Source organism: Shewanella sp. SM87 (assembly GCF_025653705.1).
Classification (GTDB): domain Bacteria; phylum Pseudomonadota; class Gammaproteobacteria; order Enterobacterales; family Shewanellaceae; genus Shewanella; species Shewanella oncorhynchi.
The window spans coordinates 261,928-276,421 of the sequence record NZ_JAKKSC010000001.1 but is presented as its reverse complement, the minus strand read 5'-3'; the positions used below and the strand labels follow the sequence as shown (position 1 = coordinate 276,421).

16 protein-coding genes are annotated in these 14,494 nt (G+C 45.4%); 10 read left to right on the top strand and 6 right to left on the bottom strand.

Features of this window, described 5'->3' with window-relative positions; translation table 11 throughout:
- Window positions 1–183: 183 nt before the first annotated feature.
- Together L5M11_RS01285 and L5M11_RS01280 are read right to left on the bottom strand one after the other, a co-directional pair.
- Window positions 184–648 carry a CopG family transcriptional regulator gene (locus L5M11_RS01285; RefSeq protein WP_131523666.1) on the bottom strand — a complete coding sequence of 155 codons (465 nt, stop codon included), beginning with the start codon at window positions 646–648 and terminating at the stop codon, window positions 184–186.
- A complete protein-coding gene (locus tag L5M11_RS01280; RefSeq protein ID WP_263191126.1) occupies window positions 608–1,414 on the bottom strand; it encodes an AAA family ATPase in 807 nt (268 codons plus the stop codon). The genes L5M11_RS01285 and L5M11_RS01280 overlap by 41 nt, the downstream gene beginning before the upstream one ends.
- A gap of 526 nt (window positions 1,415–1,940) precedes the next feature.
- Between L5M11_RS01280 and L5M11_RS01275 the strand changes: the two genes are divergently transcribed.
- The 5 genes from L5M11_RS01275 to L5M11_RS01255 all read left to right on the top strand — a co-directional run bounded on the left by L5M11_RS01275 (window position 1,941) and on the right by L5M11_RS01255 (window position 4,600).
- On the top strand, window positions 1,941–2,411 hold the full coding sequence (locus tag L5M11_RS01275; protein ID WP_263191125.1) for a GNAT family N-acetyltransferase: 471 nt from the start codon (window positions 1,941–1,943) through the stop codon (window positions 2,409–2,411).
- Window positions 2,412–2,563: 152 nt separating this feature from the next.
- Entirely contained in the window at window positions 2,564–2,773 is a 210-nt protein-coding gene (locus L5M11_RS01270) for a DUF3820 family protein (protein ID WP_006082494.1), read from the top strand.
- Between the two features lie 125 nt (window positions 2,774–2,898).
- Window positions 2,899–3,201 (top strand): hypothetical protein, encoded by a 303-nt coding sequence (locus tag L5M11_RS01265; RefSeq protein WP_006082493.1) that lies wholly within the window; start codon window positions 2,899–2,901, stop codon window positions 3,199–3,201.
- A gap of 186 nt (window positions 3,202–3,387) precedes the next feature.
- Window positions 3,388–3,909: a GNAT family N-acetyltransferase gene (locus tag L5M11_RS01260; RefSeq protein WP_219250966.1), complete on the top strand. Its 522-nt coding sequence runs from the start codon at window positions 3,388–3,390 to the stop codon at window positions 3,907–3,909.
- Between the two features lie 166 nt (window positions 3,910–4,075).
- A complete protein-coding gene (locus tag L5M11_RS01255; RefSeq protein WP_219250965.1) occupies window positions 4,076–4,600 on the top strand; it encodes a GNAT family N-acetyltransferase in 525 nt (174 codons plus the stop codon).
- A 258-nt stretch (window positions 4,601–4,858) separates the two neighbouring features.
- On the opposite strand, the gene L5M11_RS01250 is transcribed toward L5M11_RS01255, so the two are convergent.
- Window positions 4,859–5,569 (bottom strand): pirin family protein, encoded by a 711-nt coding sequence (locus L5M11_RS01250; RefSeq protein ID WP_219250964.1) that lies wholly within the window; start codon window positions 5,567–5,569, stop codon window positions 4,859–4,861.
- 13 nt (window positions 5,570–5,582) lie between these two features.
- Window positions 5,583–6,026, bottom strand: coding sequence for a DoxX family protein (locus L5M11_RS01245; RefSeq protein WP_263142350.1), 444 nt, complete (start codon window positions 6,024–6,026; stop codon window positions 5,583–5,585).
- A gap of 183 nt (window positions 6,027–6,209) precedes the next feature.
- On the opposite strand from L5M11_RS01245, the gene L5M11_RS01240 reads away from it, so the two are divergent.
- Entirely contained in the window at window positions 6,210–7,103 is an 894-nt protein-coding gene (locus tag L5M11_RS01240; RefSeq protein ID WP_263191123.1) for a LysR substrate-binding domain-containing protein, read from the top strand.
- Window positions 7,104–7,187: 84 nt separating this feature from the next.
- Here L5M11_RS01240 and L5M11_RS01235 read toward each other — a convergent pair whose 3' ends face one another.
- Window positions 7,188–8,933, bottom strand: a complete 1,746-nt coding sequence (locus tag L5M11_RS01235) for a bifunctional metallophosphatase/5'-nucleotidase (protein WP_263191121.1) — start codon at window positions 8,931–8,933, stop codon at window positions 7,188–7,190.
- Between the two features lie 144 nt (window positions 8,934–9,077).
- Complete coding sequence (locus L5M11_RS01230) at window positions 9,078–10,169, bottom strand: CNNM domain-containing protein (protein WP_028761257.1); 1,092 nt, start codon at window positions 10,167–10,169, stop codon at window positions 9,078–9,080.
- Between the two features lie 151 nt (window positions 10,170–10,320).
- On the opposite strand from L5M11_RS01230, the gene L5M11_RS01225 reads away from it, so the two are divergent.
- The 4 genes from L5M11_RS01225 to ispG are packed head-to-tail and all read left to right on the top strand — an operon-like array spanning window position 10,321 to window position 14,488.
- The gene (locus L5M11_RS01225; protein ID WP_028761256.1) at window positions 10,321–11,442 is read left to right on the top strand and encodes a bifunctional tRNA (adenosine(37)-C2)-methyltransferase TrmG/ribosomal RNA large subunit methyltransferase RlmN; all 1,122 of its coding nucleotides are present in this window, start codon (window positions 10,321–10,323) and stop codon (window positions 11,440–11,442) included.
- Window positions 11,443–11,474: 32 nt separating this feature from the next.
- The gene (gene pilW / locus L5M11_RS01220; RefSeq protein WP_028761255.1) at window positions 11,475–12,263 is read left to right on the top strand and encodes a type IV pilus biogenesis/stability protein PilW; all 789 of its coding nucleotides are present in this window, start codon (window positions 11,475–11,477) and stop codon (window positions 12,261–12,263) included.
- A complete protein-coding gene (locus L5M11_RS01215) occupies window positions 12,260–13,324 on the top strand; it encodes a RodZ domain-containing protein (RefSeq protein WP_131523674.1) in 1,065 nt (354 codons plus the stop codon). The genes pilW and L5M11_RS01215 overlap by 4 nt, the downstream gene beginning before the upstream one ends.
- A gap of 48 nt (window positions 13,325–13,372) precedes the next feature.
- Window positions 13,373–14,488, top strand: coding sequence for a flavodoxin-dependent (E)-4-hydroxy-3-methylbut-2-enyl-diphosphate synthase (ispG, locus tag L5M11_RS01210; protein WP_105251894.1), 1,116 nt, complete (start codon window positions 13,373–13,375; stop codon window positions 14,486–14,488).
- The last annotated feature ends 6 nt before the right edge of the window (window positions 14,489–14,494 follow it).

Genomic DNA, 14,494 nt, shown 5'->3' with positions numbered 1-14,494 from the left:
TTACGTATTGACTCTGAGTTAATATCATTAATTCAGCATTATGTATATTTAAGGATAGGTGGGATCAGAACTTATGCCGCGATTTTTATGATGTTTTTTATTGTGTTTTTTACTTTTTGAGTAAAAAGCCGGTAACTCGATCTTAGCTAAGTTACCGGAAAAGGGTGGGAGTAGTGCGAATCGTTAACGGTTTTGGCGTTGTTGTTCTCGTAATTGCCTCAAGGCAATAGGTAGGTCGAAGTGTTGCTCAATCAAGAGTCGGAGCAGCTTTGATTTGGGTATACTGCTTTCTTCTGCCAGTGTAGCAAGATGGGTTATAGCCGCTTCACTGAGGGAAAATGTTGCTTTGCGATAGTGTGTTTTAGTTTCTACTTTTGTCGGGAATAATACGTTTGTTTCTAGGCTTTGTTTGTGCAAGCTCAACACATTGGAATGGCTCTGGGCCATGTCAGTTGTGATGTGATTTGCCTGTGAGCCTGTGTTTTTTGTGACAATTGCATCTGCTTTATGATCTAGATTGCTTTTTATCTTATTCAGACTTTGTCCCATTGCGTACAAGTTTGCCGCCTCAATAAACTCATCTAACGAAAGCGAGTGCTGTAAGCTGCTAGATGACATAGCGTTTTTCTTGAGATCGCTGAGTCCCATTTTGCCCCCTTCGTTGAGTAGTCGTGTGAGTGGATTGAGTTTGATGGGTCAAATGATGATGCATTTGACTCACTCCCTGAGCGTGTATCGCGGGATGTAGGAGATTGGCTAAGCTGGCAGCACAATCGACTTGGAATAGTTCGCAGGCGATAGTGCGAATTTCTTCGGCTGCTTTTCCTGCGGACTCGATTTCAATTACCGATAATCCTGATTCTTCACTGTCATCATAAACATTGCGGCAATATGTTATCGCGTCAAGGACATGGATATCATAGGTTTTACAGACTTCTTTGGCCTCTAAAATTCGGTTAGCTTGATTGGGGAGACTTGGACATTGGGTGATCACAAAAGAAGCCTGTAATTTGGGATTAATCATCTTACACGTCGCGACGATATCGTCCATGTGACACACAGTTTTTAAATCGCGGCGCTTAGGTCTTAAGGGCATTAAAATGTAAGAGGCGACTGACATGGTTGCTCGTAGCGCTAGGTTATCTTGACCACCGCAGTCGACGAGAACGACATCATAGTGTTGCTCAAGACTGAGTAAGTCATTACGGATCTTACCGTAAAGCTGCACGCAATTGATGCTGGCCAGTTGCGGATTGTTGTTTCTTGCATGGATCCAGTCAGAGGTAGTGCGCTGGGGATCGCAGTCCACCATAATGACCGAGGCGTTACATTCTGTGGTTAAAAATACCGCTATATTTTGGGCCAAGCAACTTTTACCGCTGCCGCCTTTTTCTCCACCGATTAAGACTATCATGACGCATTCCTTAATTCTTTTGATGACCCTTGTGCAGCGAGTTGATGTGTTTGGAGCTATCCGCATTGATGTCCGAAATCGAATGTAAGCCTAATGTTAATCTCGGTCAATTGGCTGATTTTTGACGTTTTTTAATTAAATTGTCGTAGGCGTTTTTCTGTCAGTATCTGGTCATATGCCGTTAATTTGACAAAAAAGATGAGACGAGGGATTTATAAAAATGTTTTTTTATCTTATTGGTTTTACATTGTTTTATCTGTTATCCGTCAGCTAAAAGGTTTGTTTGTGGTGTTCGGTAACTGTGCATAGGACTTAGGGTGTAGTTTTTTATTTCTTCCTCGGTACAAATGTTAATTTTATATTTCTAAATGTTATTAACTGATCTGGGTAAATTATCAGCTTCTCAGTCGAAAGTGGTCTTGTTTGGTGAGGCACTTGTCATCAAACTGCCAAATGCTGGCTTTATCATCTCTATAGACTGACGTCTAAATCGCTTGAAATTTCAACCATGGAGAAGGGATGCCAAATGGATATCAAAACTATTATGCCTATTAAGTTTGAACTCGTTGAAACTGCACCGTTATTTCATGAACTACTTAATCTGCGGGCCACAGTTGGCCTCCCTTCTATTGGCGTTGAACTTGCGGATGTACAGGCATTGTTCTGGGTCTCTATTCGATTAAGTGACAAGACTGAATTGGAACATGTAGGCGCTGGGGCCGCTAAGTCTAATCTATTGGCAACGGCGTGTGTTTATGGCAACAAGCCCGGGCATTTGATGATTGAAGATTTTATTGTCTTACCCGAATACCAATCCTATGGGCTAGCAAAGATAATACTTGAGCGGGTGATGGCCTTTGTTGATGACCATGCGAGTGCGGGAACTTGTGTCAGTATGACCGCCCATGGTGAACATGAGCGCTTATGTAGTGAATATGGTTTTCAGTATGCTCCCTGCGCTAATTTAGGGCCTAATCTGTTAAAAATTATCGCTTAATATTCGTGTGAGAATGCCTTTTAGGTGTTAGCTAGCGCGTATTTTAGCCCTTGGGTATATAGTCACTTTTGCGTGAGTTAACGGCGACATTCGTTCGCTTATGTTGTAGCATCCGTAGGATTATCGTGACGTTCTGTATGAGATAACAACCTATGGATCAGCAACTCCTTATTGATGCTGTTAATCAAAAAATGCCCTTTGGTAAGTACGCTGGACGTAAGTTGCTCGAATTACCCGAACCTTATTTGGTGTGGTTCCATAAGCAAGGTTTTCCTCAAGGGAAACTTGGTGAGCAATTAGCCCTAATGTACGAAATCAAACTTAATGGCTTAGAAGGCATGCTAAAACCGCTGTTGAAATGAGTTCCCTTCTTTTAAGAAAAATATTGCTTTTGCGATAAGTGTTGTATTTCGTGATAGAGATTAGCGATTTATTGTTTTTAGCGTGCTTTAATGCAGCATATTAGCAAAACAAAAGGAACGCAGGCATGATGGCAAAATGGGTAAAATTAGCGGCAGTAGCGACTTTAGCGTTAGGCATGTCAAGTGCTTGGGCTCAGGGTGTCACCCACGAAGGTACTGTTGTTGATACGATGAACGGTGGTGGTTACACCTACGTACAGATTAAAGAAGCTGATACCACTTTTTGGGCCGCGGGTCCTCAAACTGAAGTGAGCAAAGGCGATAAAGTGGCTGTGGTTGAGCAAATGTGGATGAACGAATTCACCAGCAAAACCTTGAACCGCACCTTTGATAAACTGTTATTTGTTGGCCAAATCGATAAGAAATAGTCAGCAGTATCGAGTGCGCTAACCTGAGTGCCTCTGTAATTCAACGGCTTCGATACTTTCGAGGCCGTTTTTGTTTTTAGCGTTCAATGCCGCTAAATCTGAGTTTGTGACTATCTCGATGGGGACAAAGGCGGCAAAATAGCGGCTATTTTTCTAGCCGTTATTACTCAGCAGGGGATCACTCAAGTGATGGCGTTTGAACAGTTCGAGATCCAGCCTTATCAGTCATGTTATGCACGTGAAGTGAGTGAGTTATTTCACCTTTGCGTGCACAGCATTACCCATGTTCGTTATGCGCAGGCGCAGCTTATGGCTTGGTCTGCGGCGCCAAGATCGGCTAAACATTGGGATTTACGGTTACGTCGCTCGAAGGCGTGGGTGGTTTTAGCCATAGATGAAGCGACTGCTTCTTCTGTTTGTTGCGGTTTTATCAATGTCGAAACCCATTTCCCCCGTCAAGGTTACTTAGATAGCTTATATATACATCCAGATTATCAAGGTCAGGGATTAGGTGAGCGCGCTTATCTTGTTTTAGAAGCTTGGGCTAAGGCACAAGGCTATGTGCGCTTGAGCTTGGACGCATCTTATCTCTCTAAAGGGTTGTTTACTCGGATGGGATTTATTCAAATACAGCGCAGTTATCAGCAAAAACTTGGGCAAGTGATCCCCGGTTTCTATATGGAAAAGAATATAGGAAAGAATATTTAACGCGCGTTTACTATGGTTTCAGCTAGAAAGTGATGTAAGGTATTCCACAGTAAAACATTAGCTTAACGCCGTTTAGTGACACTATTTAACTAAATAAGCACTGTTTAGCTTAAATTAGAATTCGGTTAATCTAAGTCAATTAATGATTCAAGATGGAGGGCTGAGAATGAAGATTCGACTATTTACGCCATCGGATGTCTCGCAGTTGGCGGCAATCTTTGAGGCGAGTGTAATGCAAGGTTCTGGTGAGTTTTACTCCTTCGCCGAGCGCTCAGCATGGGCTTATATCGAAGGTGAGACCCGCAGCGAGAGTTATTGGCTTGAACGCTTACAGGGAACCACTATTTGGGTTGCCGAAACCGATAATATGCTGGTTGGTTTTATCAATCTTAAGATAGGCGCCGACAGCGATGTTGAAGCCGCTGCCGAAGTGGAATGCTTGTTTGTTCATCCAGAATATGCCCGTTCTGGGGTGGCTACCTCTTTGTATTTTGCGTTGTTTGAAGAAGTTAAAATCTTAGCGCTGAAACGATTAACGGTTGAAGCATCCTATCTCGCGCGACCTTTTTTTGAGAAACAGGGATTTCGCAGTATTCGTCGTAATGAACATAAGCGTTTTTTGAATGCGACGGATAAAGCACAGGGCCAAGCTCAAGTGTTGGTTAACTTCAGCATGACGCTCGCCCTCTAACTCAGCTTATCAAGGTGCTGATCTGGTTAGCTAAACGAGGCCGTCAGCACTGTTTTATAACATCGCCATAGAAGCGCCAATAAAAAACACTGCCAAAGATGACTTGTGGCAGTGCTTCTAGGTGAGTGCTTATTAAGCTGGCATCTAATCACTTACTCAATCGTTTGCTTGGTAGTTTGCGAATAACGAATAACCAATAACCAATAACTAATAAATAGTGAAGCCGCATTATTGAATCGCTTTGTTAAATCATTTGTATTACGCGTTAGGCGACAAGTCGAACACTAATGCGGTAACTGGGCCGCTTGTTGCAGTAAAGTCGACACTCGCGAGTTGTGTCAGATGTGCGCCGTCCCCAGCCGTGAGTGTTGTGCCATTGATATCCAACGTACCTTCAATTAATTGAATATATAGATGACGATTTGCTTGAGCGGCGTTTCTACTCATCGTTACTTTTTCGCCTTCACTCAACACTAAACGATATAGGGTCGCATCTTGTTGCACTTTGAGCGTGCCATTTTCACCGTTTGGTGTCACCACGGCCGTCAGTGGTGAGCTTTGCTCAAATGCCTTTTGCTGATAACCCGCATCTATGCCTAAAGTATCTGGGCGGATCCAAATCTGTAAAAAGTGCAGCGGCTCGGTTTTAGAGGCATTAAACTCGCTGTGGTAAATGCCTTTACCTGCGGACATTAATTGAAACTCACCTGCGGGTAAGGTTTTGATATTGCCGAAGCTATCCTTGTGAGCGATAGTGCCGGATATTACGTAACTGATGATCTCCATGTCTTTATGACCATGGGTATCAAAACCTGCGCCGGGTGCCACTCTGTCATCGTTGATGACTCTTAGGGATGATATTCCCATGTGCTCTGGGTCATAGTAGCTAGAGAAAGAGAAGGTATGTTGACTCTTTAGCCAGCCTAAGTCTGCTTGACCGCGATCTTGTGCTTTTCTTAATGTGATCATCTTGCTTTCCCCTTTATTTGATGCGGTTAGCGAATAGGTTATCTACAGCGAATTTGCCAGCACCTGATACCGTCAATGAGACTGTGGCTGCTAATAGGGCGAGACCAAATTCGTAACCGTTATTGGCAAGGAACAGACCGTTGCCTATATGTACCGAGAAAATCGCCACAACCATAGTGAATGACAAGACGAAGGCCGTTGGGCGAGTCAGCAGACCGAGCAACAGGAACAGGCCGCCGAAAAATTCACTTGAACCTGCCATCAATGCCATTAAGTAACCTGGTGTCAAACCAATGGATGCCATCCATTGTCCAGTGCCTTCTAAGCCGTAACCGCCAAACCAGCCAAACAGTTTTTGTGAACCATGGGCGATTAAGATGATCCCGATAGGAATGCGCAGTGCCAGTGGGGCAAAACTCGGGGCTGATTTCAGTGTTTTTGTGATCAGTGCTTTCATGGGATATTCCTCATTTCAAATTATTTAACGAATAGTTAAGGGTATTGTTCACTCAGTCTTAAGTCAGTTTGGCTACAGTTCCGAAGAACTTCTCCATTGCTAAGCAGTGTAGACTTGACCTTTGGCAAAGAAAATCGGAACATTTTCAATGTTCATTTCAAATAATTTGAATATGAGGTTTATATGTTGCCATCTATTAGTCTTGATGGATTAATCGTACTTGATGCTATTGATAAAAAAGGCAGTTTTTCCGCTGCTGCCGAGTCCTTGTTTCGGGTGCCATCGGCACTGACCTACACAGTGCAGAAACTGGAAAGCGATTTAGGCACAAAATTATTTGAACGTAAGGGCCAGCGCGCCGAGCTGACCTTAGTCGGTCAACTTGTACTGCGCCAAGGCCGAGAAATCCTTGCGGCAACATCAAGGCTCGAAGAGGCGGTGCGTCAACTCGAGACAGGCTGGGAGTCTTCATTGACCTTAGCTATAGATACAGTGGTGCCGGATTTACCTCTGCTGCAGTTGATTGGTGAGTTTACTGAGCTGGGTAAGCAAGTGACTGTGAATATCAGCGAAGAGTCCTTAGGTGGCGGCTGGGATGCGCTCTATTCTGGCCGTGCCGATATCGCCATCGGCGTAACAGGGGAGTTGCCCAAAGGCCAATATCATGTGGTTGAAATTGGGGAGTTGGAGTTTGTATTTGCTTTATATCCTTCGCATCCATTGGCGCAACATGCTGGCCCAATTCCGACCGAGGCATTGTTGCAATTTCCTTCTATTGTGGTGGCAGACAGTTCGACCGCCCTAGCACAGCGATCAAGTGGTTTATTTGATAGTCGCCAAGTGATCCGAGTGCCGAATATGCAGACCAAAATTAAGGCACAGCAATTGGGATTAGGTGTGGGTTACATTCCAAAGCACTTGATCTTAGATGCGTTGGCGGCGGGAAGCCTAGTGGCTTGTCATGTGGAAATGCCGCGCCCAACGCAAGCTGTGTTTATGGCATGGCGTAAATATGCTGAAGGCAAGGCGCAGGATTGGTTTACTGCGCGTTTACCGCAATGTGATTGGCAATTTTAAGCTCAAGTTTGTTTAGCGCTTTGTAAGCAACCACTCACTTTGTTCCTCACAGCATTAATGCTTACGCCATGAGGATCATAGCGCCTAACCTATACGTTGGCTGTGGCTGGTGTAATGCACATGCTGTGACAATAAATCAGACAAATTCGGTGAGCGATTCAAGAATCGAATAAAGGCCTGTGGCAAAGTCAGTGACTCCATCGACTCCTGCCAGCGGGCTTGCAGCAATGGAGAATAACCTTCTTTACCCGCAGCGGTGTAAGAGGTCGATACCCCGACATACAGTGACTCAGGCTCAACCGGATACCAAAGAGATTGACTGTCTTGCTGCATCATCTCTAGTCTGAATAAACGTTCACCCAGTGGGCGTCGCCCATCGTAGTAATACCGTAGGCCGTAAGTGTAGGGGAAACTACCCGCACCTGTACCACGGGCGCTGTTGTTGGTCGCCGCGTTAATCGCCGATTCGAGCGCTTGATAGAGAAACTGACCTTGAATTTCATACTTAACTAATGGTAATTCGAAGGGGAGTAATTGCCCCATCACATCGGCTAGTGTCAATTGTCCTTGGGCCACCGATTGGCGCACACCGCCAGCATTATGCAGAGCAAAGTTCACTCTTGGGTCGACCAGTTTGGCTTCTTGGAACATGCTGCGACTCACCCAAGGTGCTATTTCACTGCCGTGGGGCAGGGCTTTAGAGGGTAAGCGGGTATGGACTAAGTTCTTCGGCACCAGTGCTAACACTTTGTTTTCCATCTCTGCGATAGCGGGTTTGTAGATTTCTCGGATCACGCCATCGATATCGGCATCGGCATCATCCCAAAAGATATTCGGATGCTGACTGAGCTGTTGGCGCACCGCTTGGTAATCTTGGTTATCGACGGCCGTGTTAGCACTTAAGATAAAATGCTGATCCAGCATGAAATAGTTGCCGCCCTTTAAATTCAGCACTTTCCCATCAGAGTCAAACGTTATCTCGGCTAAGCCGACGACTTCGGCATATTTACCCGCATGCACTATGGGTGTGTTATTAATAACTTCACCGTAGGGCAGGTTGCTCAAACCTAGGGCGCGAAAATCCCCCTGTAGCGTATGCGTGTGACCGCCTACGATAAGGCTAATACCATCGACTTCGGCCGCGAGGCGTTTATCCTGATCTAAGCCTAAGTGACTGAGCACGATAATATGCTTAATACCTTGATTTTTAAGGTGCTCAACCGTGCGCGCGGTAGTGGCGATAGCATCGACAAAATGGGTGTCGGGATCGGGACGAGCGATCTCTTTCATCTGATCTAAGGTAATACCGACAATGGCTAAGGTCTTATCGTGGAAGGGCTTAAGCAGGTATTTCGCGCGTTTTTGCTCATGATCATAATCCAAGATATTAGGCAAACCTCGCAGACAACCGGGTTTGTTGAGATCTTCTTGGCTTAAATCCATATTGCCCGCAAGCAATGGAAAATCAATTTGCTTGGCAAACTCGGCAAGTCTGGCGTTACCTTCATCGATATCGTGGTTGCCAATGACCATAGCATCAGGTGCCAACAGATTGAGTAAGTGGGCGTTGGCCTTACCTTTAAAATGGCTGAAATACAGCGTGCCCTGAAAGCTGTCACCACCATGCAGGAAAATAAAAGGCGTATTGGTTTGTGCAGCGGTGTGACGCGCTTTTGTGATGTGATGGCCGATGCGGGCATAACCACCGCTATGGCTGGTCACATCTAGCTTATTCTGGCCTATGTTAAGGCTAAATTGGACGCGGCAGGGTTCAAAATTCGAATGGGTGTCATTAATGTGCGCGAGTGAGAGTGTGTAGCTCTGTGTCATAACTTACCTCTATTACGGCGGGTGAGTATATACCCAAGCAACCTGAAAATGCGAGTTTCAGAGGGCTCTGAGTTATCCGCATTCTAAAAGAATAAAGGGAGCTAGGCTCCCTTTATATTAACAAGCACTAAACTTGGTTAGCCTTCAGCCGGATTTGGCTTCGTCATCATCGGATGCGGCTTCAAAATCACCGTCATCGGATAGGCGAATGCCTTTTTGCTTCATGCGCTTAGTCCAAAGTTTACGTGCCAATTGCTGCATATCGGTCGCGGGGTCGTTTAGATCGACAATCTCTAATCCTAACATAGATTCGATGATATCTTCTTGAGTTACGATACCTTGGCTACTGCCGTACTCGTCGACCACCATCGCAATTTGGGTGTTACGTTTAATCATACGCTCAAAAAGTGGCAGTATTTTTGCGGTTTCAGGCACCACAAATAAACTTCGTTTAAGTTCACCAATCGGTGCTTCTGGCGTGTAACGCTCTGCTAGCAATACATCGGTGCGGGTAATGTAACCAATCACATCATCATGATCTTGGTCGTATACTGGAATTCGGGTAAAAGGCTTGTCGCGGTATTGGCGCACAAACTCATTTTGGGTGAGATCTATGGGCAAAGAAAACATCACAGTGCGCGGCGTCATGATCGCCGTGACTGGCATATCTCGCACCTTCAGCATTTGCGTCAAAATTTTTGACTCTTGCTCATCAAGCTCACCGGATTCATGGCCAATTTTGGCCATAGCACTCATCTCTTGGCGTATGTAGTGGCCTTCATCACCTTTGCCCATTAGGCGAGTGACTTGCTGTGACATCCAGATCAGCGGTTTAGTGGTACGCTTCATCCACAGCACGGCAACAGAAACACTTGGTGCGAGGCGGCGCCAATGGTTTGCACCCAATGATTTAGGAATGATTTCTGAGAAAAACAGAATAATAAAGGTTAATACGCCCGAGAAAACACCTAACATATCGTCACCAAATACTTTAGCCGCTTGCGCACCTGCAACGGCGGCACCGACGGTATGAGCGATAGTATTTAGGGTAAGGATTGACACCAAAGGGGCTTCGACATTCTCTTTCAATCTACGTAAGCGCGCGGCTGCGGCACTGTCAGTTTGTTCGAGTGATGCGATATAACTTGGGGTAACCGATAACAGAACAGCTTCGAACACACTGCACAGAAAAGAAACAGCGACAGCGACAAGCACTATAATGATGAGGGTTAACATATAGGTGGAATTACAACTCCGTATTTTAGGCCAATATTAGCCCTTGGAGATTCTATCATAGGTGAATTGAGTTACTGGCTAAAATTTATTTGCGTCTGTATAATTCGCCGCCCTGTTGCAGGATCCGGTTTTTGGTGTTGAGGTTAGCTATATGAGTGAAAAGAAGATCAATTTATTAGACCTTGATCGTAAGGCGATGCGCGCATTATTTGCGGAAATGGGTGAAAAACCCTTTCGTGCCGATCAGCTCATGAAATGGCTATATCATTTCGGTGTCAGTGACTTCGAAGAGATGACCAACATCAACAAAGTGTTACGTCAAAAGTTGGCGGCCCGCTGCGAGATCGTTGCACCAGAAATTTCGAGTTTCCAAAAATCGACCGATGGTACGATAAAATTTGCAATTAATGTTGGCCAAGGCCAAGAAGTGGAAACGGTTTATATTCCTGAGGATGATCGTGCGACCTTGTGTGTATCTTCACAGGTTGGCTGTGCGCTGGAATGTACTTTCTGCTCGACGGGTCAGCAAGGTTTTAACCGTAACTTAACGGTTTCTGAAATCGTCGGTCAAATCTGGCGCGTGTCGCACTTTTTAGGATTTGCAAAAGACACGGGCGAGCGTCCTATCACTAACGTCGTGATGATGGGCATGGGTGAGCCATTACTCAATTTAGCCAATGTGATCCCTGCGATGGACATCATGCTCGATGATTTTGGTTTTAGTCTATCAAAGCGCCGCGTGACTTTATCAACATCAGGCGTAGTGCCAGCGTTAGATAAACTGGGCGATGCCATCGATGTGGCACTTGCTGTCAGTATTCATGCACCCAATGATGAGTTGCGTGACATTCTGGTCCCGATCAATAAAAAGTATCCGCTGGATGAGTTTTTAGCGGGTATTCGTCGCTATATTGCTAAATCAAATGCTAACCGCGGCCGCGTGACGGTTGAATATGTGATGCTAGATCATATCAACGACAGCACAGACCAAGCCCATGAGTTAGCTAAGTTAATGAAAGATACGCCATGTAAGGTGAATCTGATCCCATTTAATCCGTATCCTGGCTCGCCTTATGGCCGCTCATCTAATTCACGTATCGACCGTTTTTCTAAGGTTCTTATGGAATACGGTTTTACTGTCATCGTACGTAAAACCCGTGGTGATGACATTGATGCCGCTTGCGGTCAGTTAGCTGGCGATATTCGCGACAGAACGAAACGTTTAGCGAAAAAACGCATGCAAGAAAACCAGATTTCAGTCACAATGAATTAACTCTTTGTTTGCACAGATTTATAGGCTTGCCCATGAAGCATGGATTGCCAAGGTTTTCGTTGATTTTAAGCCTGTCGTTATTGATGACAGGATGCGTCACTGAGCGTACTTATACTGGGACAGATATTCCTGTTTCGGAACGAAAGTTAGACAAAGTCGCCGCCGCAAGAGAGCGGATGCAGCTCGGTTTAACCTATTTAAATCGAGGTAGCACGGAACAAGCCAAATACAATCTTGATAAAGCATTAGAATATGCTCCAGAGCTCGAAGATGTGCATACCGCTCTGGCTTATTACTATCAAACCGTGGGCGATTTAGTGCGTACCGAAGAGTCGTACATGAATGCCATTAGTACTAAGGATGCCTCTGGCGATTCCATGAATAATTTCGGGGTGTTTTTGTGCCAACAAAAGCAATACAACAAAGCTGAAAAAATGTTTTTGGCCGCAATTGAAATGCCCAAATATACGCGCACTGCCTCAAGCTATGAGAACTTAGGTCTTTGTAGTCGCGAAGCAGGACAAGCAGAAAAGGCACGACAGTATTTTCAGATGGCGTTAAAGTATGACCCGAGACGCTCGGTGTCATTACTGGAGTTGGCAGAGTTAGAAGTCGATCAAGGTGATTTTATTCAGGCGCGAAACCAATTAGCGCGCTATCACCAAGTGGCTGAGCAAACTCCAGAAAGTTTAGCGCTCGGGATCAAAATAGAGCAGGCAGTGAATGATGATGCCGCTGTGAAGAGATTTGGTATTTTATTGCTTGCCAAATTCCCAGCATCACCTCAGGCCAAGCAATACAGAGTTAATTTGCATCAATGAAAGATCATGAAACCAATGCGCCAGTTGAGTCGGTAGCACCGCAATCAGTCGCGCTAGATGTCACGCTTGGTACTTTATTAAAAGCCGCCCGCGAAAAAATGGGCCTTAGTATTCAAGATGCTGCTGTAAAGCTGCATCTACGTCCTCGTATTATTGAAGATATTGAAGCTGACAATTTTACTAATATAGCCTCATCGACTTATGTACGTGGCTATGTGAAAAACTACGCGCGTATGGTCAGTGCCGATGCGGCTTTGATTGAAGCTTGTCTTGTGCAGCAAGTGCCAGTCGTGACTGAGCCTGCAATGCAAAGTTTTTCACGCAAAACCACATATCAAGCTCGCGATACACGTTTAACTTGGCTGAGTATTTTTATCGTCATAGTGTTACTCGGTTCGTTAGTCGTCTGGTGGATGCAAAAAACGACCTTGCTAAGCACTATTGATGTGTCGCAACCCACGGCTGAAGAGGTCGCAGCAGCGAATCAGACGCTTCCAGGTGATGTGTTATTGACCGAAACGGATGCCAGTCCTCGTTTGACTGAGATTGCCGCAAACGGCTCAATGTCTATCGATGGTCCAATTAAAGATACTGATGCAAGCACTATTGATGTCAGCACAGGACCAACGGACAATAATTATCCTCAGACCGTTGATACGAGTAATGAAGATGGTGGTTCAGCAATCGCAGCCACTACGACAACGCCATCGGTTCCGCAAACGACAGCTCCTGTAGTCCAACAGCCTGTTAGTGCAACGCCTTCACCGACCACAACATCAACGACCACTGCAGCAAGTACTTTGGTTGCTGTTGCAGGACAATCGATTATAGATGTCCAGTTGACGGGTGATTGCTGGATAAACATTGTTGATGCTAAAGGTAAAGCATTAGTCGATGGTGTTAAAGGCGCTGGCGCAACAGTGCAAGTGAGCGGTGTACCGCCGTTTAAAGTCATTTTAGGTGCGCCCCATGTAGCGACTTTAAGCTTAGATGGACAAATTGTTAGCCTAGCGGATTTCCCCAAGGGACGAGTCGCGCGGTTAACCTTGCCTAAAGCCTAACGACCGCGTAATGATCTGCAGCACGTACCGAAATAGAGCGTATTAAGCATGTATAATGAAACTCCCATAAAAAGACGTCCTTCCACCCGCATTTATGTGGGTAATGTACCGATTGGTGATGGGGCGCCGATTGCTGTTCAGTCAATGACCAATACTAAGACCACAGATGTTGAAGCGACAATTGCTCAAATTCGTGCCTTAGAGAAAGTCGGTGCCGATATAGTGCGTATCTCTGTACCCACTATGGATGCGGCTGAAGCCTTTAAACTCATTAAGCAAGCGGTCAATGTTCCTTTAGTGGCCGACATTCATTTTGATTATCGCATTGCTTTAAAAGTTGCCGAGTACGGTGTCGATTGCCTTCGAATCAATCCGGGTAATATAGGCAATGAAGAGCGTATTCGTAGCGTGGTGGAATGTGCCCGTGACCATAATATTCCCATCCGTATTGGTGTGAATGGTGGTTCACTAGAGAAAGATCTAATGGACAAGTACAAAGAACCCACTCCTGAAGCCTTGCTTGAATCAGCTATGCGCCATGTGGATATTCTGGACAGATTGAACTTTGATCAGTTCAAGGTCAGCGTTAAAGCCTCCGATGTATTTTTAGCGGTCGAATCCTACCGTTTATTAGCGAAACAAATTCGTCAACCCTTGCATTTAGGCATTACCGAAGCTGGTGGCGCGCGCGCGGGTTCAGTGAAATCGGCCGTAGGCTTAGGTATGTTATTGGCTGAAGGCATAGGTGATACCCTACGTATTTCCTTGGCCGCTGATCCGGTCGAAGAAATCAAAGTCGGTTTTGACATTTTAAAGTCGCTGCGTATTCGTAGCCGTGGCATTAACTTCATTGCCTGTCCATCTTGTTCTCGTCAAGAGTTCGATGTGATCAGTACCGTTAATGAGTTAGAGCGTCGCCTCGAAGACGTGACTACCGCCATGGATGTGTCTATTATCGGCTGCGTAGTTAACGGCCCAGGTGAAGCCTTAGTGTCGCACATCGGTTTAACGGGTGGGCACAATAAGAGCGGTTACTATGATGAGGGTGAACGTCAAAAAGAACGCTTTGACAACGACAACATTGTCGATTCCCTCGAAGCGAAAATTCGCGCAAAAGCCAGTCAAATGGCGAACCGTATTCAAATCAAAGATACAACTGAGTAATATGTA

Coding starts and splice junctions, on each gene's coding strand:
- L5M11_RS01275 (WP_263191125.1), top strand. CDS start 1,941: ATGGATATCAAAACTATTATGCCTATTAAGTTTGAACTCGTTGAAACT.
- L5M11_RS01285 (WP_131523666.1), bottom strand. CDS start 648: ATGGGACTCAGCGATCTCAAGAAAAACGCTATGTCATCTAGCAGCTTA.
- L5M11_RS01270 (WP_006082494.1), top strand. CDS start 2,564: ATGGATCAGCAACTCCTTATTGATGCTGTTAATCAAAAAATGCCCTTT.
- ispG (WP_105251894.1), top strand. CDS start 13,373: ATGTATAATGAAACTCCCATAAAAAGACGTCCTTCCACCCGCATTTAT.
- pilW (WP_028761255.1), top strand. CDS start 11,475: ATGAAGCATGGATTGCCAAGGTTTTCGTTGATTTTAAGCCTGTCGTTA.
- L5M11_RS01280 (WP_263191126.1), bottom strand. CDS start 1,414: ATGATAGTCTTAATCGGTGGAGAAAAAGGCGGCAGCGGTAAAAGTTGC.
- L5M11_RS01250 (WP_219250964.1), bottom strand. CDS start 5,569: ATGATCACATTAAGAAAAGCACAAGATCGCGGTCAAGCAGACTTAGGC.
- L5M11_RS01225 (WP_028761256.1), top strand. CDS start 10,321: ATGAGTGAAAAGAAGATCAATTTATTAGACCTTGATCGTAAGGCGATG.
- L5M11_RS01255 (WP_219250965.1), top strand. CDS start 4,076: ATGAAGATTCGACTATTTACGCCATCGGATGTCTCGCAGTTGGCGGCA.
- L5M11_RS01235 (WP_263191121.1), bottom strand. CDS start 8,933: ATGACACAGAGCTACACACTCTCACTCGCGCACATTAATGACACCCAT.
- L5M11_RS01215 (WP_131523674.1), top strand. CDS start 12,260: ATGAAAGATCATGAAACCAATGCGCCAGTTGAGTCGGTAGCACCGCAA.
- L5M11_RS01265 (WP_006082493.1), top strand. CDS start 2,899: ATGATGGCAAAATGGGTAAAATTAGCGGCAGTAGCGACTTTAGCGTTA.
- L5M11_RS01245 (WP_263142350.1), bottom strand. CDS start 6,026: ATGAAAGCACTGATCACAAAAACACTGAAATCAGCCCCGAGTTTTGCC.
- L5M11_RS01230 (WP_028761257.1), bottom strand. CDS start 10,169: ATGTTAACCCTCATCATTATAGTGCTTGTCGCTGTCGCTGTTTCTTTT.
- L5M11_RS01240 (WP_263191123.1), top strand. CDS start 6,210: ATGTTGCCATCTATTAGTCTTGATGGATTAATCGTACTTGATGCTATT.